Source organism: Fundicoccus ignavus, from assembly GCF_009659375.1.
Classification (GTDB): domain Bacteria; phylum Bacillota; class Bacilli; order Lactobacillales; family Aerococcaceae; genus Fundicoccus; species Fundicoccus ignavus.
The window spans coordinates 21,773-41,180 of record NZ_WJQT01000016.1; the positions used below are offsets into that span (position 1 = coordinate 21,773).

Here is a 19,408-nt window from a genome sequence, read left to right on the forward strand (position 1 = left end):
GTGGTATGTGGAGCTTTTGCCCCTCCCACTCATATGCGCTCTTGACGCACCGTAACATTATAGCACGACTTACTTCAGTTGCCAACTGATTTTCTAAAAATATTTTTATTTAATCGTATTTTAATTATACTTATGTTATTATAATTGTAAGCACTAACAATATTGGAGGTTTTATCATGCAAGTATTTAATAGCTATGTTCAACCTGATGCAAAAATGACGCTCATTTCTACCCCCAGTCGTATTGTGACTCTTGGTTATGAAGCTTATGACACATTGCGTGCGCTTGGCGCTGAAGCTTCAATTATTGCTGCACCGAAACACAGAATACCAGAATATCTTAATAGCATGCCTGACAGTATTGCTGATACTAAATCTTTAACAGATATCGATTTAGATCAAATGCGTGCTTTAAAACCTGATTTAATTATTTCATCTGCCCGAACGACACATTTACTCGATGAATTAGATGAGATTGCTCCCGTTTTTAATTATGAGACGTACAGCTCACAATATTGGTCAAATTTTGACGAAATCAATCTTGAACTCGCTCGAATTATTGATAAAGAAGCCGAAGCTCAACGCTTAATTGCTGATTTAAATGTCCGCGCAGATAGAATTAGAAAAGCTAGTCAAGCGGCAGATAATACTAACCTATTACTCTTACATGATGATAATAAATTCACGACCTTTAAACCCAATTCTCGTTTTGCTTTAATTTTCACGCTACTCGGTTTCTCGGCGGTCAACCGTCAATATAGCTTCACAGATTTAGGTGAGGTTATAAGAGTTCCAGAAATCGCAGCCCTCAATGCTGATCGAGTATTTATCATTAATCGAACAGCTGCCATGCGATATGATCCTGAACAAGATGCACACGAGCAAAGAATGTTAATGCAAAGAAATGACTTACAGACGATTAAAGCTTCAGAAACTGGAAAATTATATTTCTTAACCCCTGATCTCTGGTATCTGAGTGGTGGCGGATTAGATTCAACCGGTTTACAATTAGAAGAATTATCTGAAATACTTGGTTTTTAAACCAAAACACGTGTTGATTACTGAATAAAATCAACACGTGTTTTTCGATTATTTAGCTTGTTTAGTTTGTAATTTAAATAAATAACCATATAAACTGACACCTATTAAGAAAAAGACTGTCGCTACCCAAGCCAAAGTTTCGCTTGCATAAGCAAAGTCACTACCTGGATTGTGCTGAACAATCAAACCAATCAATGCCCACAGAACCGGTAACATGACAGCTTCATTTCCATACTTACCATAAAAATAAGTAACTGTCGCTAAACTGGCTGCCATCATCGCAACCGCCCACCAGAAGCCAATTGTTCCAACACCGTCAATCCCAACACTTACGACATAAGTTGTCAAATTCGCAAATGTCGCCGCAATCAACCAACCGGTATGTAAACCAATCGGATATTTTAATAGCCAAGGTTTCTGTCTTAGTAGAGGTGTTCCGCTGATTAGCGTCATCAATTGCAATAAACGTCGCGTATAAAGTACAATCGCCAACAAAGCAATTAAAATTTGATCATTTGTCCAAGCAATGTTCCACAGAATATTAAAAAACATCCACTCAACAAAGTATGGCTGAATTAATTGCTGGTAACCTTTCTCCAAAGTTTCCGGCACTGAAAAAAAACTAAAATTTAAACTTAAACTAGCAATAACACCAACATATATTACCGCCCAAATACTAAATGTAAAATTAGCTGGTGCAAATAAATTCGGATAAAGTGCTGAAACCTCCGCTTGCGTATAAGGTGACATTATGCCAAAACTCGTCAAATAATTCACTAAAAGTACTATTAGAAATAAGCCTGGCACTGCCCATTTTAATAACTTATTATAATTCGCCATCGTATCTCTCCTTCATCTAAAATGACTGATTAATTAATAAAACTCATCTTTTTTACCGCAAAAGCAGGCCTAAAAGATGAGTTTAAATGTCTTAGAGCTTAAATATCTTCTCTTTTAACTTGGTTAAATTCTAATTCAGCCACAGTTTCACGACCAAACATTTCAATAACTACTTTAAGTTTTTGTTGATCCACTTCAATACCTTCAACACGTCCAGATAGACCAGAGAATGCACCATCCGTGATTTCTACATGATCGCCTACCTCAACATTTAAGTCAACGCGCGCTGCTTGTGCATTACCTAATAAGTTATCTACTTCTTCAGGCAATAACGGAGACGGTTTACTACCTGCCCCATGTGAACCAACAAATCCAGTAACACCTGGCGTATTACGAACGATGAACCACGCATCATCTGACATAATCATTTCAACTAATACATAACCTGGGAATGTTTTTTCCATTCTTGTTTTAGTTCCACCGCCATCTTGGACAACAGTCACTTCTTCTTCAGGCACTTCAACTCGGAAAATATTATTCTCCATATTCATGCTTTCTTTACGCATTTCGATGTTTTCTTTAACTTTATTCTCGTAACCTGAGTAAGTGTGTAGAACGTACCATTCTTTATTTAATTCCATAATCTCTGCTCCTTAATTTATCTTATATATGCCAACAATTTTTACCATAATAAAAAACCTACGTTATGTAGGTTTTTTAACTATAGCTATTATATCACTTCCATTATTTATATAGAAGCAATTCCTTTAATTACAATGTAACTAACCAGTTGATTAGGTTAGAGAAGCCATAATCAGCAACAGCGAAGAATAAAGCAAAAATAAGTACCATCACAATAACTGTGGCTGTATATTTTCTTACTTCCTTAGCCGATGGCCAAGTAACTTGTTTCATTTCTGTTCTTACATTTTTAAAGTAACCCATCAATAACCATCCTATCTATTTAGTCTCTTTATGAACTGTATGTCTGTTACAATATCTACAGAATTTTTTAATTTCTAAGCGTGAAGTTTTTCCCATTTGCGTTGGTGTCATGTGGTAATTGCGTTGGCCACATTCTGTACACGCTAAGGCCGTTTTTTTCTGTGCCATAACAATCCTCCTTACACGACAATTTGCGTCATTTTTAATAATATGGGTTCGATGAAAAAAAGTCAAGATTTAGTCCGAAAAAATCATAGATACTTACCTATAAATCTGGTTCATCTAATTGATCTTTTATTTTTCGACGTGCACGACTGATTGCACTTCTTACTGCAGTTTCTGAAACACCTAGAATGTCTGCAATTTCTTGGTAACTTGAATAAAAAATCGAACACAGAATAACTTCTTTTTCAAAACTCGATAGTTGCTTTAAATAGCGTTCAGCTTTTTCTTGCACCAACATCACATTTTCTGGTTCCTTACTGCTTGGACTAGACAAGTAATCAACAATTCGCGTAGACTCCGTCATCGCAGTTCTACCACAATGCGCATCAATTGATATTTCTCGATGAGCTCCATGTCTTCTATCCGAAAGCATACGCCTTAGCATATTACACATGTGATTCTTGTATAACAACTGCATAAAACCAGAAAACTGTGCTTGGCGTTTTACATCGTATAGTTGAATAGCTTTCAGCATGATTATTCTGCCTTCTTGAAAATAATCATCCATTAAAAATCCTGGTATTGGATAAGTACTACGAACACTATACATCAAAGGGGTGAAGCGTATAAAAAGTTCTTCAAATCCTTCGTCCGTCATTTCCACTTGTAATAAGGCAACTAACTCTTCATTACTTTTAAAGTCTTTAACAGTCAATACCGTTTCCTCCTAAATTTTAGGTGAAAACAGATACTTTAAGTTATTTTAATTCTTTCTCTAGCCACTGACGCAATGCATCTAACTTGGCCAACTGTTCCACTTCCCAAGGACTACGTCTGCGAATTTTACCATCATAATGCTCTCGTACATCTTGTTTGATTTGTCGCTTAGCATGCTCCAAATCCATCCATAGTTCATTCGCTGACTTACGCAGTGCTCCCTTTTGGAAAATCATCCATTGTTCTGCGCTATCGCTGGTTGCTACGTTTACACGATTTAAAGGATTAATATACCTTTCAACTTCTCGTTCAATATAAGCATCTGCTGTTTCACCTTCTTTGGTGAAAACAACTTGCACCTCATACTCATCATAAGTCTTAGTTAAGCCTGGCACAAATTGAGCATCAAATACAACAATCATTTGGATATCCTTGTATTTTCGATAATTTGATAACTCAAATAAAAGCAAGTCGCGAGCCTCTTGGATTTCATCGCGCTTTTGCAAGCGAACTAATTGTGGCCAAGAACCAATCATATTGTAGCCATCAACGAACATTACTTCTTGCCGTTTCATCGCAGTCACCTCTTCTTATATTTTTGAAGAAGGCAACGGAATTCGATCACGGGCAACTTCATACATTAAAACGGCAGCTGCAACACTCGCATTTAAACTCTGCACGTGGCCTACCATTGGAATCGTAATTGTTTCATCAGCTTTCTCTTCAACTAATTTCGAGACACCAGCTCCCTCATTACCAATGACTAAAGCAATCGCTCCTTTACTATTCCATGAACGCATATCTTGTCCGTCCATAGCAGTCGCAAAGACCCAAACGCCTTTTTCTTTTAATTGATCGATAGCTTGAGCAATATTCGTTACTCTCACGACTGGCACATGTTCAATCGCACCTGTTGAAGTTTTAGCTACAATACCGGTTAAACCAACCGCTCGACGTTTCGGGATGATAACTCCATGAACGCCTACTGCATCTGCAGTTCGTAAGATAGAACCTAAATTATGTGGGTCTTCAATACCATCTAAAACCAAAATAAAAGGATCTTCATTACGTTGCTCTGCCAAAGCAAAAATATCTTCAAGATTTTGATAGTCGAATGCAGGTGTTGTTACTACTACCCCTTGATGATTACCACCATTTGACAATTCATCCAATTTAGATTTAGGGACTTCTTGATAGACAACGCCTTGTTGTTTCACTAATTCAAGTATATCGATAATCAGTTGTCCCGAAACTCCTTTTTGGATAAACAATTTATTTACTTGCTTATTCTCTTTGAAAATATTGAAAACCACATGTTTACCAAAGAAAATTTCGTCATTTTGCGATTTAGTTTCGTTTTCTTGCGAATTATCCACAAAATGTTGTTTTTTTGCAAAATCACGTTTTTTATGATTATTCTGGCGTTTTCCTTGTGAGCCTTGTTTACGCATTATGTTGATCCCCTTCATCAATTATTCTAATCGCTTCAGAGATAAGTTGATCTAAGCGTTCGTTTTGATTCGTTAAAGATAGCCAACCCATCAATGATTCAAAGCCGGTCGCTTGACGATAATCACCAATCGACGCATTTTTAGCTTTCGTATTGGCCTTATGATTACGCCCTCGTTTGTAAAATTTTATCTCTTCTTGTGTTAAAAAATCATCATCATTAATCCAAGTCAACATGACTTTTGCCTGACCAATTGCACCAACATAAGCAACAGCCTCACGATGTAATTTGTTTACTTGGGTTTTACCTTTAGCGAGCACATGTCGTCTCACTGCTAATTCATATACTGCATCTCCAACGTAAGCTAGTGTTGCTCCGTTTAACATCTCGATATTAAGCTGTTCGGTTGACTGAGCCATTTATTTCACTCGCTTCCATTGTGTACCTTGGGGCGTATCATCCAAGATGATGCCTTGTTCTTTTAATTGATCACGAATTTCATCACTGCGTGCATAATCTTTTGCAAGACGAGCAGCTTTTCTTTCTTCGATCAGTGCTTGTATTTCTTCATCTAATAGATCATTTTCTACTAAGTCTAAACCAAACACATCTAATAGTTCAGTTAATACTGTATAAAATGCATTAAGTACTTCGACTGCTACTGTTTGTTTTTCAAGATATTGGTTAGCTGCTTTAATCAATTCAAGAATAGCTGTCACACCATTCGCCGCATTGAAATCATCGTCCATGGCATTCACAAAACTTGCTTGATGTTGTTGAATAGCTGCTAATATCTCCTGATTACCTTCTACTTCACTTACTGCATCTTGTTGACGGTAAGCTAATTTCCTTAAGACTTCACGAATTTTTTCTACATTAGCTTGAGCTTCTTGCAGTGCATGCGTGTCATATCTTAAAGGACGGCGGTAGTGCACTGTACTTAATAAATATCTCACTACCATTGGGTCTTCTTCTTTTAAAAGGTCTCTTAATAAGACAAAATTCCCCAGTGATTTACTCATTTTTTCTGCATCTGAGCCCATTGTGACAAAGCCATTGTGCATCCAATAGTTAGAAAACGTTTGATGAGTATGGCATTCTGATTGAGCAATCTCATTCTCATGATGTGGAAACTGTAGATCCTGTCCTCCACCATGAATATCTAAAGTATCACCTAGATATTTAGTTGCCATCACTGAACATTCAATGTGCCAGCCTGGACGACCAGCTCCCCAAGGTGTCTCCCAACTGATTTCATCGTCTGATTTAGTCGCCTTCCATAAGGCAAAATCCAAAGGATTTTCCTTGCGTTCGGTAAATTCATCATCAACACGTTCGCTTGCGCCTACCAACAAGTCTTGAATGGACTGATCCGATAACTGACCATACTTCTCAAATTTATCAGTTCTAAAGTAAACATCCCCTTCAGATTCATAGGCATAGCCTTGTTTAATTAATGACTCTACAAATTTAATAATTTCTGGAATATTATTCATGACTCTCGGGTGGACATTTGCTTCTTTAACATTAATAGCTCCGGTATCTTCTTTAAAGGCTTGGATATATTTATCGGCAATCGCCTCTGGAGTTGTGCCCTCGTTATGAGCTGCTTTAATAATTTTGTCGTCAACATCAGTGAAGTTGCTCACGTAATTCACTTCATAACCACGATATTCTAGGTAACGACGAATTGTATCAAATGCAACTGAACTGCGTGCATTTCCAATATGGATATAGTTATAGACAGTTGGTCCACATACGTAGAATCGTACTTTTCCTTCTTCTATTGGTTTAAATAATTCTTTTTTCCGCGTCAACGTATTATATAATTGAATACTCATCGGCCATACTCCTTTTATAGTATTTAGTATTTTGCCTACAATTGTAGCATACTGCTTGCATGCAATATAGACAAAACTAGCTGCCTCGCAAAATAAACTTGTTCGGCAGCTAGTGATTTAGTCATTTTATATTTGTGACATTACTTGTTCGATATGGTTAATGGCTTTTTCTTTCCCAAGAACTTCAATCAATAATGGAAGTTCCGGTCCATGCATTTGACCACTAACAGCAATACGAATTGGCATAAATAAGTTACGCCCTTTAATGCCTGTTTCTTTTTGGATTTGTTTCGTTAATGGCTTAATATTCTCCGCTACAAAATCCGCTTCTGATAACTCAGCTAATTTCGCTTTCATCGCTTGAATGACAACTGGAGCTGTTTCATCGCTCAATACTGCTTTACTTTCGTCATCAATGACTAAGTTTTCATTGAAGAATAATGCAGATAATTCAACAATTTCAGCACCATAAGACATTTGCTCATGATATAAACTAACTAATTTACTTACCCATGCCAATTCTTTTTCAGATGGGTTCTCATTGACTTTACCCGCTTGAATTAAGTGTGGTAATGATAATTCAACAACTGCTTCTAAACTAGCTTTCTTCATATAAGTGTTATTGATCCACTCAAGTTTTTTCGTATCAAAAGCAGCTGGTGAAGTAGATAAACGTTTGTAATCAAACAACTCGATTAATTCTTCACGGCTAAAGATTTCGTCTTCTCCGACAGGTGACCAACCTAAAAGCGTAATGAAATTGAACATTGCTTCTGGTAAGTAACCCAAGTTACGATATTGTTCGATAAATTGTAAAATCGCACCATCACGTTTACTTAATTTTTTATTAGTTTCACTGTTAATAATTAAAGTCATATGACCGAACTCAGGATAGTCCCAACCAAATGCATCATAAACCATCATTTGTTTAGGTGTGTTGGCAATATGGTCATCCCCACGTAAAACGTGTGAAATTTCCATCATGTGATCATCTACTGCCACTGCAAAGTTGTAAGTTGGCATACCATCACGTTTTTTAATGACCCAGTCACCTGAGATACTACGTGATTCGAATTTAATCGGACCTTTAACTAAGTCGTTAAATTCATAGACTACATCACTTGGTACACGGAAACGAATAACTGCTTCGCGACCTTCAGCTTCAAAAGCTGCTTGTTGTTCTGGTGTTAAATGAGCGTGTTGACCACCATAATGTGGCATTTCGCCATTGGCTTTTTGTTCTTCGCGTTCAGCTTCTAGTTCTTCTTCCGTCATATAGCATTTATAAGCTAAATCACGATCTAATAAATCTTGAATTAACGGATTATAAATTTCTAAACGCTCTGACTGACGGTAAGGACCATAATTACCTGGTTTGTTGGCAGCTTCATCCCAATCCATCCCTAACCAACTTAAGTTAGCTAATTGACTCTCTTCCCCATGATCTAAGTTACGTTTCATATCTGTATCTTCAGTACGGATAATAAACTCACCTTGATGATGACGAGCAAATAAATAATTAAAAAGCGCTGTACGCGCATTTCCTATATGTAATTCTCCGGTTGGGCTTGGTGCATATCTAACACGAACTTTGTTACTCATTCTATAATTCTCCTTCAATATAAAAACTTCTTTTCTATTATAGGTAACTTACACTATTTACTCAATACGATCTTGCGAATGTGCGGGTTTTGCGAAAATCATTCGTCCAGCAGCTGTTTGAAGTGCACTTGTTACAACTACTTCAATCCATTCATTCATAAAGTGCTGACCATCTTCAACGACAATCATTGTACCATCTTCTAAATAAGCAACACCTTGTTTTCTTTCTGTCCCAGCTTTAATAATTTGCACACGCATCAATTCGCCCGGAATAACTACCGGTTTTACAGCATTGGCTAAAGCATTAATATTAAAGACCGTTACATTCTGGAATTCACTTACTTTATTTAAATTATAATCATTCGTTACGATGGCTGCATCAATTAATTTTGCTAAACGAATTAATTTTGAATCAACTTCTGCAATATCTTCAAAATCACCTTCGTAAAATTCAATAGGTACTTCATCATCTTTTTGAAGTGTGTTGAGGATATCTAATCCACGACGCCCTTTCGCCCGTTTTAACGAATCGGAAGAATCGGCAATATACTGCAATTCCTTCAAAACAAAGTTAGGAATAACGAGTACTCCTTCAACAAATCCTGTTTTGACAATATCTGCAATACGCCCATCAATTATCACACTTGTATCTAACAATTTATACTTACGGAAAGAATCTCCGGCTTTTCTTTCTAAAATTTGGCTTTCAACTTCTGTTTCAATTTCCTGCTCAGTTGCTTGTCGACTGAATAGCTTGCGCCATTCATCTTTACGGCTAGTTGCTGTTTGGTACCCAATTAAAGCAAACACGATTGATAAAATTAACGGTAACGTTGACGATACAAACGGAATATTTAAACTAGCAAATGGCAACGCCAAGAAATAACCGATTAGCAAACCGACTAGCATACCAATCGTACCTAAAATTAAATTCGTTGTTGTCTGGCTGTCAATAATTTCCAATAATCGTTTAATACCTTTTTCAACCAGTGGCGCAATTAGCGATCCCAGAATAGCAAAAATAACAACAAAAATAAATCCATTAAAATAAGGGTTTCTAAGTACGATATTGGATAAACTTAGTGCACGCCAAATCTGTGGTCCGACTGTGAATCCAAAACTTAAACCTACAATGACTGATAAAAACATCACGACTTTTTTGAACATTCTTTCACCTCCTTGAAATAACTAAGCAACTAGAAGCTTAAAAAGTTTCAATTGCTTGTTTGATACTCTTTACTGTCGCGGAAAGACACGCTGAACCGCTTGTTTAATCGTAGCGACAGGGACTAATTCAATTTCAAAATCTGTATCAATATCATTGAAATTGTTTTTAGGAATAAAAGCACGTTTAAAACCTAATTTGTCTGCTTCTTTTAAACGCTCTTTTATTTGACTAACTCGACGAATCTCGCCAGTTAAACCAATCTCGCCAATAAAAACATCATCCGCATTGGTTGCTCGATTCCAGTAACTAGACGCAATACTGATACCAATCGCTAAATCAATCGCAGGCTCATTTAATTTGACACCGCCTGTTATCTTAAAGAAAGCATCTTGATTTTGAACTAACATATTACAATGTTTTTCCATGACTGCCAATAGCAATGAAATTCTTTGATAATCAATCCCACTAGCAGTTCGTTTAGCATTACCAAAAGCTGTCGGCGTCATCAATGATTGCACTTCAGCTAGAATCGTACGCGTACCCTCTAATGCTGCGACAACCGTAGACCCCGTAGCACCGGGTAACCTTTCTTCTAGGAAAAGTTCTGATGGATTGCCAACCTCTTGCAAACCAACATCTAACATTTCAAACACACCTAATTCATTTGTAGAGCCAAACCGGTTTTTAACCGCTCGTAATAAACGGAAGCGATTATGTCTCTCCCCTTCAAAATACAATACCGTATCCACCATATGTTCTAACATTCGAGGTCCTGCAATATTACCTTCTTTCGTCACATGACCGACAATAAAGATAGCAATTTGATTCCCTTTGGCTATACGCATCAATACAGCAGTCGCTTCTCTCAATTGAGAAACACTTCCAACTGCTCCGGTGTGTTCTGGTACTTGCATCGTTTGAATCGAATCAATAATCACAATATCTGGCTCTATTCTTTCAATTTCTGAAGCAATGGTCAATAAATCTGTTTCGGCTAACAGCCAAAAATTATCACCATTTAAAGCTAAACGCATAGCACGCATCTTAATTTGTTGTGCACTTTCTTCTCCAGAAACATAAAGCACTTTTTGATTGGCATTGGCTAATTGAACCGACACTTGTAAAAGTAAGGTTGATTTTCCAATACCTGGATCACCACCTATTAGTACGAGTGAGCCTGGTACAACCCCACCACCTAACACACGATCAAACTCATCAAACTTCGTTGAAAAACGCACTTCATTATTGTAAGTAATCTCATCTAACTTTAAAGCTCTACCCGTTTGTTGATTATTTGACGTATTAACTTGAACAGGCGATTTACTTGAAGCAGTAGTACTCTGTACGAGTTGCTCCTCCATTTGGTTCCAAGCGCCACAGTTCGGACAGCGTCCTAGCCATTTAGGCGACTCATAACCACAAGCAAGGCATTCGTACATGACTCGTTTTTTAGCCATCTACACAACTCCTTATATTCTGATTTATTAATTAGACGAACCGAAACCGCCATTTCTTTCTGCTACGCCACCCTCATCATTATCACTAATTAGATAAGCAGAAAAGATACCCTGAGCGATTCTTTCGCCTTTTTGAATGTGTTGGTCTACTAAACCAAAATTGATTAATTGAACATACATATGACCTTCATTTGCTTCATTGTTATAATAATCTGCATCAATAATGCCAATACCATTTGGTAAAGCTAAAAATCTCTTTAAAGGATTACTCGAGCGGTTAACAATTTGTAAATACTCATTATCCTGCATGTAGACTTTCAAACCTGTTGGTACTAAAGAAGGTTTTAGAATACGCTCAATTGTTGAGAGTTCTGTTAAATCCTCTTTATCAGGCGAAGAAAAAATCCACTGCTTTAATTCTACTAATACGTAACGAAGGACTTGTTTCCAGAACGTAGGTAAAATCATATCTTCCGCTGCTTCAAGATCATAACCAGCAGCTTTATGTGTAGCCCGTTTAGGCAAATTAATTTCTTTAGTCAAGTAAGTTGAAACAACCTCAAAACCACGTTTTCTTTCTTCTTTCATACTAAACCTCATTTCCCAGTATCATTCTTTATTCTACCAAATTTTAAGTAATCTGTGGAACTTAAACCATAAATAACACAATTATTTCATAACTTTTTCCAAAATACGGACTAACTTCTCAGATATTCACTGTACAATGTGCCGAATATTTTTTGTGCAATGAGTCAATAGCATTGTAAAACGCTTTCAAATATAATGGGTTTATCATTAAAGAAGCGTTATAAAAAAAAGGAGCTAGATAAAAAATGGTACAAATTAAATTAAACAGCATTCACAAAATGTATGACGGTGCACCAAATTATTCAGTTACAGACTTCAACTTAGATATCGAAGACAAAGAGTTTATTGTTTTCGTTGGACCATCAGGATGTGGTAAATCAACTACTTTACGTATGATTGCCGGTTTAGAAGATATCTCTAAAGGTGAGTTGTACATTGGTGATCGTTTAATGAACGACGTTGCACCAAAAGACCGTGATATCGCGATGGTATTCCAAAACTACGCTTTATACCCACATATGACAGTATTTGATAACATGGCTTTTGGTTTGAAATTACGTAAATATCCAAAGGCAGATATCAAAGAACGTGTAGAAAATGCTGCAGATATTTTAGGCTTAACTGAATATTTAGACCGTAAACCAGCAGCTTTATCTGGTGGACAACGTCAACGTGTGGCTTTAGGACGTGCTATCGTACGTGATGCTAAAGTATTCTTGATGGATGAGCCTTTATCAAACTTGGATGCGAAACTAAGAGTACAAATGCGTGCTGAAATCGCTAAATTACACCAACGTTTAGATACAACAACAATTTACGTAACTCATGACCAAACTGAAGCGATGACAATGGCTTCACGTATTGTCATTATGAAAGATGGTTTCATTCAACAAATTGGTACACCACAACAAGTATACGATTTACCTGTTAACGTATTCGTTGCTGGTTTCATTGGTTCACCTGCGATGAACTTCTTCACTGTTACATTTAAAGACGGTAGAATTTCAAACGGCAAGGGCTTAGACTTAATCGTTACTGAACCTCAACGTACATTATTAATCGAACGTGGTTACGAAGGAAAAGAATTAATCTTTGGAATTCGTCCAGAAGATATTCACTCAGAGCAAATTGCATTACAAGCATCTCCAGATTCAGTTGTATCTTCAACAGTATCTGTATCAGAATTACTTGGTGCTGAAACAATGCTTTACTCTTCAGTTGGTGATACTGAATTTATCGCGCGTGTAGATGCTCGTGACTACCACAAACCTGGTGAGACAATCGATTTATCATTCGATATGAACAAAGCTCACTTCTTTGATAAAGCGACAGAAGAAGTTATTCGTCGCTAATAAAATAAGCGTATAATCATCGAAAAAACCTCTTAGCTTTGTTGGCTAAGAGGTTTTTTTTAATCTAAATGACTTTCTTTATTCACCCACACTGAAATTTCCCCAGCATTAACAGGGAATGTCGCATTACCATCTTCATTAATCATAATTTCTGCATCATGGTGCTGTAAAAAATCTACAAATATCTTTCCAGCATTTGCCGGTCCCATATTCATTTCTTTCCAACCGGCTTCGCCATTACTCAAAACCACAGCCAGACCATCCGGATGCTCATCATTCCCAAGTCTAGCCCAACCAATACAATTTGGATGATCAAGATAATCTACTTGCTTACCGTACGCATGATGTTTACGAATAAATAATAACTTATCAAGTAATGATTGGTAACCGGAATGAGCATTCTCTCCTCCCACTCCATAATAGTCACCATAGAATACACAAGGCAGACCTTGTTCCCTTAATAAGATGAGTCCATAAGCATGTGGTTTAAACCACTGCTCTACCTCTGACTCCAAAGATTGACCCCTTTGTGTATCATGATTATCCACGAATGTTACAGCATTCCAAGGATTATGTTGCATTAAAGTATTATCAAAAATTTGGCGTAAATCATAAGCGGCTCCTTGTTGAGAAGCAGAATAAAGGTTCATATGCAAGCTGACATCAAATAAATCAAATTCAAAATCGATTGTTTCAAGATAATTGATGGTCGCATCATAATCAGCTACCCAATATTCACCAAACACATAAAACTCTTCCCCCATTGCTTCAGTAACAGACTCAATAAAACGCTCAATAAATCTTGAATCAATATGTTTAATTGCATCCAAACGGAAACCTTGAATACCTGTAGTTTCAATAAACCACCGAGTCCAATCTTTTATATTCTGGATGACTTCGGGATGAGAATAATCAATATCACAGAACATTAAATAATCAAAATTACCTTTTTCATCATCCACGCTCTGGTTATCTGCCCAACCTTTGTTGTCTCCCAGTATTAAATAAACACCTTTTTCTTCAGTCTTCGCATCGTAATCTGTTCCTGAAAAATGATAATAGCGCCATTCAAAATCATTGTATTTTCCCTTTCTACCTGGAAAAGTAAAATGGGTCCACCCCTCAATATCATAAGGTTCTGATTCAGCTTCTTGACGATTATCGGGATTCATCTTTAACACTTTGAATGTTTCTTTCTCATCGCCCCCTGCTTTATGATTTAAAACTAAATCTGCAATTGGACGAATTCCATGATTTTTCAATTCTTCGATCGCAGTCAGATATTCCTCTTTCGTTCCATATTTCGTTCTAATAGAACCTTTTTGATCAAATTCTCCTAAATCAAACAGATCGTAAATACCATAGCCAACATCGCCAGAACCAGTACCTTTAAAAGCTGGTGGAAGCCAGACATTATTGATACCTAAAGCTTGCAAATGTTTCGCATCATCAGCTAGCTTTTTCCATAAACTTCCGTCATCTGCCAAATACCATTCAAAATACTGCATCAAGACATCATTCTGTTTCTGCATTGCTATTCACTCCTCTTAATTTTAGTGATGTATTTGTAAAAAAACCTATCAAGAAGTTCTTGATAGGTTCATCTTACTATACTCTTAGTACAGTTTTAAATATTTATCTACTTCCCATTGCGTAACGTGTCTTTGGTAAGCAAAATATTCCATCGTTTTTTCTGCAATAAAGTTTTCTGAAATATGTGGCCCTAATGCATCTAAAATGATTGGCTCTTTTTTCAATTCTTTTAATGCTTCACGCAGTGATCCAGGTAAATCATTGACACCTTCAGCTAAACGTTCTTCACGAGTCATCGCATAAATATTACGATCAACTGAAGACGGTGGTGTTAATTCTTGTTTGATTCCCTCTAAACCAGCTTGTAACAATACAGCTAAGGCTAAATAAGGATTCGCTGACGGGTCTACACTTCTGATTTCAACTCGAGTTGAGTTACCACGAGAAGCAGGAATTCTGATTAATGGCGAACGATTTTGTTCACTCCAAGCCACATATACAGGCGCTTCATAACCTGGTACTAAACGTTTGTAAGAGTTCACTGTTGGATTACATACTGCCGTAAATGAACGAGCATATTTCAACATTCCGCCGATAAAATAGAGTGCAGTTTGAGATAATTGATCATCTGTTTCTGGATCAAAGAATGCATTACCTGCTTCTGTAAATAAAGACATATTAAAGTGCATTCCTGAGCCATTAATACCAAAAATAGGTTTTGGCATAAATGTCGCATGTAAGTTATGACGACGGGCAACGGATTTAACAATCAACTTGAATGTTTGAATGTTATCGCATGCCGTAATCGCATCTGAATACTTCCAATCAATTTCATGTTGTCCTGGAGCTACTTCATGATGGCTCGCTTCAATTTCAAAACCTAACTCTTCTAATTCAAGCACAATATCACGACGACAGTTCTCAGCTAAATCGGTCGGCGCTAAATCAAAGTAACCACCGTTATCATTTAAGCTCATCGTCGGCTCGCCATTATCATTAAGTTTGAATAAGAAAAATTCCGGCTCGGGTCCTAAATTAAAATCTGTAAAGCCCATTGCATGCATTTGCTTCAACATACGTTTTAGATTGCTACGTGGATCTCCAGCAAATGGCTCACGATTAGTATTCTCCACATCACAAATTAAGCGTGCAATTCGTCCTGCTCCTTCTTCAGCATGCCAATTGAAGATTAACCATGTATCAAAATCAGGCACCAAATACATGTCACTTTCCTCAATTCTTACAAAGCCTTCAATTGAGGACCCATCAAACATCATATTACCATCTAACGCTTTTTCTAATTGAGAAAAAGGAACTTCTACGTTCTTAATTGTTCCTGCAATATCAGTAAACATTAAACGAATGAATCTTACGTTTTTTTCTTTTGCATCTTTGATAATTGCTTCTTTTGTCCATTTTGTTGACATATAATAGTTTCCTCCACATTCAATAAAACTTAATGAAAACGACCTTGAATTTCTAATTCATCTCTTAATATACGCCGCACATCTTGGTCAGTCAGACTAACTTTTTCTTCATCATTGTCTGCCGATGGGCTAGCGTATCTTTTTTGGATTCCTTTTAAAGTCATCCCTTCATCAAGTAAGTCAATAATTTCAAGTAGCCGATCAACATCATTTAATGAATACATTCTTCGATTAGTTTCACTTCTTTGAGGTGTTACCAAATGATAATCTTCATAATAACGTATTTGTCTCGCGGATAAGCCTGTTAATTGCATGACAGTGCCTATTGGAAAAACTGCTAATGATTTTCTAAACTCTTTCTCTGCCATTGGCTGCACTCCTTAAAATTTGATTTAATTATAAAAATGACTAAAGTGATAGTCAAATGAATTTTTACAAATAATGTTATATTATATAACATTGATTTTAATTGATTTATCAGGCTTTGTCGAATTTTAACGCATAAATGTCACTTTTTTCTCTACTAGGTAACGTCACAATTTAGTTACAAGTAGATTATTTTTTCAAAAGGATTTATTAAATCGATAAAAAAGCCATATTTATTTTGATTAATATGATAAAATTACTTCGATGCGTATTCTAAAAAATACATAGTGAATCCCAAGGAGACAAGTGATGTCTAAAAATAAATACATAAATTTAATTGCAACGGGCTGTTCAATAGCCTTTATAGTTGCTGGTGTTTTCTTAATCGTTCATTTAGGGAAATTAACGGCACATAATAATGCCATAACAGCAGAGTATCAGGCAGATAACACACCGTTTGTTGAAGAAACCAATGCAGAATCCAGTGATTCCGTTGAAAGTTCATCGGAGAACACTTTACGCCAAACTGAGTTAGTAACAGTCAAAGAAAAAGATTTCGATAAACTATTAACAAGCTACACAAATTCTAGTGAAGATATCTCTAGTCAAGTTCATGAAATTGTGGAAACTGAATATCAAAACAACTTACTTGCAGCTCAACGGGATATTGTTTCGGCAATTAAAGAGACAAACTTAAAGATTGAAGATTTAGGCGCTGTCTTTTTACCTGAACATCCTGCATTAGAAGCTAATCTGTCTAACATTGAACAAATAGATGTTCCATTACTTTTACAAAAGGATCCTGAGTGGCGTGAATTGAAATATGGCTCAAACACAACTGAACAATTGGGGGAAAATGGTTGTGCAATCGTTTCTTTAGCGATGGTTCACGCTAGTAACTCTGGAAAGGATGTTGTTCCACAAGACATTCTTGATTGGAGTAAAGAAACTTACTATGTTCACGATGGTGGAACTTCATGGACGATTTTCTATGATTTTGCTCAACATTTTGGATATACCATGTTTAACTTTGGGAGTGACTTCCATTCCGCAATGGAAGCCGTACAAGAAGGTAAAATCATTGTTGCATCTGTGGAACCCGGATATTTTACTGAAACTGGTCATATACTAGTCATACGTGGTTATGAGGATGGCAAAGTATATGTGAACGATCCAAATGATGATCCCTCAAAGATGTTTAGCCTTCAAGGTATTGACGAGAACATCTTTCTAGAAGATGGATTAAACTACTGGACATTTTATTAATCAAAAGAATTATTCTACAAAAAAGTAGAATGATTCTTTTTTTATAGCATTTCTAATAATTGTTTTCTTGCTTATCTGGCTAGCTTATAGTATTTTCTAGAAGGGTACTTTTATAAATACATCGTTTCACATGACGATTCTTTAACTTAGTTCTAATATTGTTTATGTTTAGAAGAAATCTGCAAATTTTTACATTGAATCTCATGGTATAGTGTATTGAATAATTTTTATTATTCATTGGCAAGTACTAATTAGAATATATTTCTAAAAAATAGGATATAAAGGAGTAGTTTATATGTCATCAGTAGTAGTTGTAGGAACTCAATGGGGAGACGAAGGTAAGGGGAAAATTACCGATTTCTTAAGTGAGAATGCTGAGGTTGTGGCTCGTTACCAAGGTGGAGATAATGCTGGTCATACGATTAAGTTTGATGGTAAAACCTACAAGTTACACTTAATTCCTTCTGGAATTTTTGCTCAAGATAAAATTAGCGTTATTGGTAATGGCGTTGTAGTAAATCCTAAGTCTTTAGTAAAAGAATTAACTTACTTGAAAGATGAAGGTGTTTCAACTGATAACTTGAGAATTTCAGCAAGAGCACATGTGATATTACCTTATCATATTCTATTAGATCAACTTCAAGAAGATTCAAAAGGTGATAACAAGATTGGAACTACAATCAAAGGTATCGGACCTGCATATATGGATAAAGCGGCTCGTGTCGGAATCCGTATTGCAGATTTATTAGATAAAGAAATTTTTGAAGAACGTTTGAAAATTAACTTAGAAGAAAAAAATAAATTAATTGAAAAAGTTTATGGTCATGAACCATTGAAATTTGAAGATATTTTTGAAGAGTATTACCAATATGGTAAAGAGATTGAAAAATATGTTGATGAAACTTCAGTTATTTTAAATGATGCTCTAGACAATGGTAAACGAGTATTATTCGAAGGTGCACAAGGTGTCATGTTAGATATTGACCAAGGTACTTATCCATTTGTAACATCTTCTAACCCTGTTGCCGGTGGTGTAACAATCGGTAGTGGTGTAGGTCCAACAAAAATCAATACAGTTGTTGGGGTATGTAAAGCTTATACATCTCGTGTAGGTGATGGTCCTTTCCCAACTGAATTATTCGATGAAATTGGTAATACAATTCGTGAAGTAGGTCGCGAATATGGAACAACTACTGGACGTCCACGTCGTATCGGTTGGTTTGACAGCGTCGTAATGCGTCATTCTAAACGTGTTTCTGGAATAACTCATTTATCTTTAAACAGTATTGATGTTTTATCTGGTCTTGAAACAATTAAGATTTGTACTGCTTACCGTACAAGCGATGGCGAAACAATTGAATACTATCCTGCTAGCTTGAAACAATTAGCGGACTGTACGCCAGTTTACGAAGAGCTTCCTGGTTGGACAGAAGATATTACAGGTTGTCAAACATTAGAAGAGCTGCCACAAAATGCACAAAACTACGTACGTCGTGTAAGTGAATTAGTAGGTGCTAAAATTGCGACTTTATCTGTAGGTCCTGACCGTAAACAAACAATGATTTTAGACTCAGTTTGGGGCTAATCATTTTATACTTGAATCATCAAAAAGCCCTGAAAACACTTTACAGTTTTCAGGGCTTTTTATTTT

General features: G+C 36.4%; 20 protein-coding genes. 4 read left to right on the plus strand and 16 right to left on the minus strand.

Features of this window, described 5'->3' with window-relative positions; genetic code table 11:
- The first annotated feature begins 176 nt into the window (after window positions 1-176).
- Entirely contained in the window at window positions 177-1,040 is an 864-nt protein-coding gene (locus GF867_RS10085; RefSeq protein ID WP_153832983.1) for an ABC transporter substrate-binding protein, read from the plus strand.
- Window positions 1,041-1,088: 48 nt separating this feature from the next.
- On the opposite strand, the gene GF867_RS10090 is transcribed toward GF867_RS10085, so the two are convergent.
- The 13 genes from GF867_RS10090 to GF867_RS10150 form a co-directional block, all read right to left on the minus strand.
- A complete protein-coding gene (locus tag GF867_RS10090) occupies window positions 1,089-1,880 on the minus strand; it encodes a TspO-related membrane protein (protein ID WP_153832984.1) in 792 nt (263 codons plus the stop codon).
- A 98-nt stretch (window positions 1,881-1,978) separates the two neighbouring features.
- Window positions 1,979-2,521: a transcription termination/antitermination protein NusG gene (nusG, locus tag GF867_RS10095; protein WP_153832985.1), complete on the minus strand. Its 543-nt coding sequence runs from the start codon at window positions 2,519-2,521 to the stop codon at window positions 1,979-1,981.
- 130 nt (window positions 2,522-2,651) lie between these two features.
- The gene (gene secE / locus GF867_RS10100; RefSeq protein WP_153832986.1) at window positions 2,652-2,825 is read right to left on the minus strand and encodes a preprotein translocase subunit SecE; all 174 of its coding nucleotides are present in this window, start codon (window positions 2,823-2,825) and stop codon (window positions 2,652-2,654) included.
- A 15-nt stretch (window positions 2,826-2,840) separates the two neighbouring features.
- Window positions 2,841-2,993, minus strand: coding sequence for a 50S ribosomal protein L33 (rpmG, locus tag GF867_RS10105; RefSeq protein ID WP_153832987.1), 153 nt, complete (start codon window positions 2,991-2,993; stop codon window positions 2,841-2,843).
- A gap of 97 nt (window positions 2,994-3,090) precedes the next feature.
- Window positions 3,091-3,705, minus strand: coding sequence for a sigma-70 family RNA polymerase sigma factor (locus GF867_RS10110; RefSeq protein ID WP_153832988.1), 615 nt, complete (start codon window positions 3,703-3,705; stop codon window positions 3,091-3,093).
- 43 nt (window positions 3,706-3,748) lie between these two features.
- Window positions 3,749-4,282, minus strand: coding sequence for an NYN domain-containing protein (locus GF867_RS10115; protein ID WP_153832989.1), 534 nt, complete (start codon window positions 4,280-4,282; stop codon window positions 3,749-3,751).
- Between the two features lie 15 nt (window positions 4,283-4,297).
- Complete coding sequence (gene rlmB / locus GF867_RS10120) at window positions 4,298-5,158, minus strand: 23S rRNA (guanosine(2251)-2'-O)-methyltransferase RlmB (RefSeq protein WP_153832990.1); 861 nt, start codon at window positions 5,156-5,158, stop codon at window positions 4,298-4,300.
- A complete protein-coding gene (locus tag GF867_RS10125) occupies window positions 5,151-5,576 on the minus strand; it encodes a Mini-ribonuclease 3 (protein WP_153832991.1) in 426 nt (141 codons plus the stop codon). The genes rlmB and GF867_RS10125 overlap by 8 nt, the downstream gene beginning before the upstream one ends.
- On the minus strand, window positions 5,577-6,998 hold the full coding sequence (gene cysS / locus GF867_RS10130) for a cysteine--tRNA ligase (protein WP_153832992.1): 1,422 nt from the start codon (window positions 6,996-6,998) through the stop codon (window positions 5,577-5,579).
- Window positions 6,999-7,124: 126 nt separating this feature from the next.
- The gene (gene gltX, locus GF867_RS10135; protein ID WP_153832993.1) at window positions 7,125-8,600 is read right to left on the minus strand and encodes a glutamate--tRNA ligase; all 1,476 of its coding nucleotides are present in this window, start codon (window positions 8,598-8,600) and stop codon (window positions 7,125-7,127) included.
- A 57-nt stretch (window positions 8,601-8,657) separates the two neighbouring features.
- The gene (locus GF867_RS10140; protein WP_153832994.1) at window positions 8,658-9,767 is read right to left on the minus strand and encodes a PIN/TRAM domain-containing protein; all 1,110 of its coding nucleotides are present in this window, start codon (window positions 9,765-9,767) and stop codon (window positions 8,658-8,660) included.
- A gap of 69 nt (window positions 9,768-9,836) precedes the next feature.
- A complete protein-coding gene (gene radA / locus GF867_RS10145; protein WP_153832995.1) occupies window positions 9,837-11,225 on the minus strand; it encodes a DNA repair protein RadA in 1,389 nt (462 codons plus the stop codon).
- 27 nt (window positions 11,226-11,252) lie between these two features.
- Complete coding sequence (locus GF867_RS10150) at window positions 11,253-11,813, minus strand: dCTP deaminase/dUTPase family protein (protein ID WP_153832996.1); 561 nt, start codon at window positions 11,811-11,813, stop codon at window positions 11,253-11,255.
- Between the two features lie 245 nt (window positions 11,814-12,058).
- Between GF867_RS10150 and GF867_RS10155 the strand changes: the two genes are divergently transcribed.
- Entirely contained in the window at window positions 12,059-13,165 is a 1,107-nt protein-coding gene (locus tag GF867_RS10155; RefSeq protein ID WP_153832997.1) for an ABC transporter ATP-binding protein, read from the plus strand.
- 59 nt (window positions 13,166-13,224) lie between these two features.
- Here GF867_RS10155 and GF867_RS10160 read toward each other — a convergent pair whose 3' ends face one another.
- The 3 genes from GF867_RS10160 to GF867_RS10170 all read right to left on the minus strand — a co-directional run bounded on the left by GF867_RS10160 (window position 13,225) and on the right by GF867_RS10170 (window position 16,493).
- Entirely contained in the window at window positions 13,225-14,697 is a 1,473-nt protein-coding gene (locus GF867_RS10160) for an alpha-amylase (RefSeq protein WP_153832998.1), read from the minus strand.
- Between the two features lie 84 nt (window positions 14,698-14,781).
- Window positions 14,782-16,125 (minus strand): type I glutamate--ammonia ligase, encoded by a 1,344-nt coding sequence (gene glnA / locus GF867_RS10165; RefSeq protein ID WP_153832999.1) that lies wholly within the window; start codon window positions 16,123-16,125, stop codon window positions 14,782-14,784.
- 29 nt (window positions 16,126-16,154) lie between these two features.
- Window positions 16,155-16,493, minus strand: a complete 339-nt coding sequence (locus GF867_RS10170) for a MerR family transcriptional regulator (RefSeq protein ID WP_153833000.1) — start codon at window positions 16,491-16,493, stop codon at window positions 16,155-16,157.
- A gap of 307 nt (window positions 16,494-16,800) precedes the next feature.
- Between GF867_RS10170 and GF867_RS10175 the strand changes: the two genes are divergently transcribed.
- Together GF867_RS10175 and GF867_RS10180 are read left to right on the plus strand one after the other, a co-directional pair.
- Window positions 16,801-17,757 (plus strand): C39 family peptidase, encoded by a 957-nt coding sequence (locus GF867_RS10175; protein WP_153833001.1) that lies wholly within the window; start codon window positions 16,801-16,803, stop codon window positions 17,755-17,757.
- 295 nt (window positions 17,758-18,052) lie between these two features.
- Window positions 18,053-19,342, plus strand: coding sequence for an adenylosuccinate synthase (locus tag GF867_RS10180; protein ID WP_153833002.1), 1,290 nt, complete (start codon window positions 18,053-18,055; stop codon window positions 19,340-19,342).
- Window positions 19,343-19,408 lie beyond the last annotated feature (66 nt).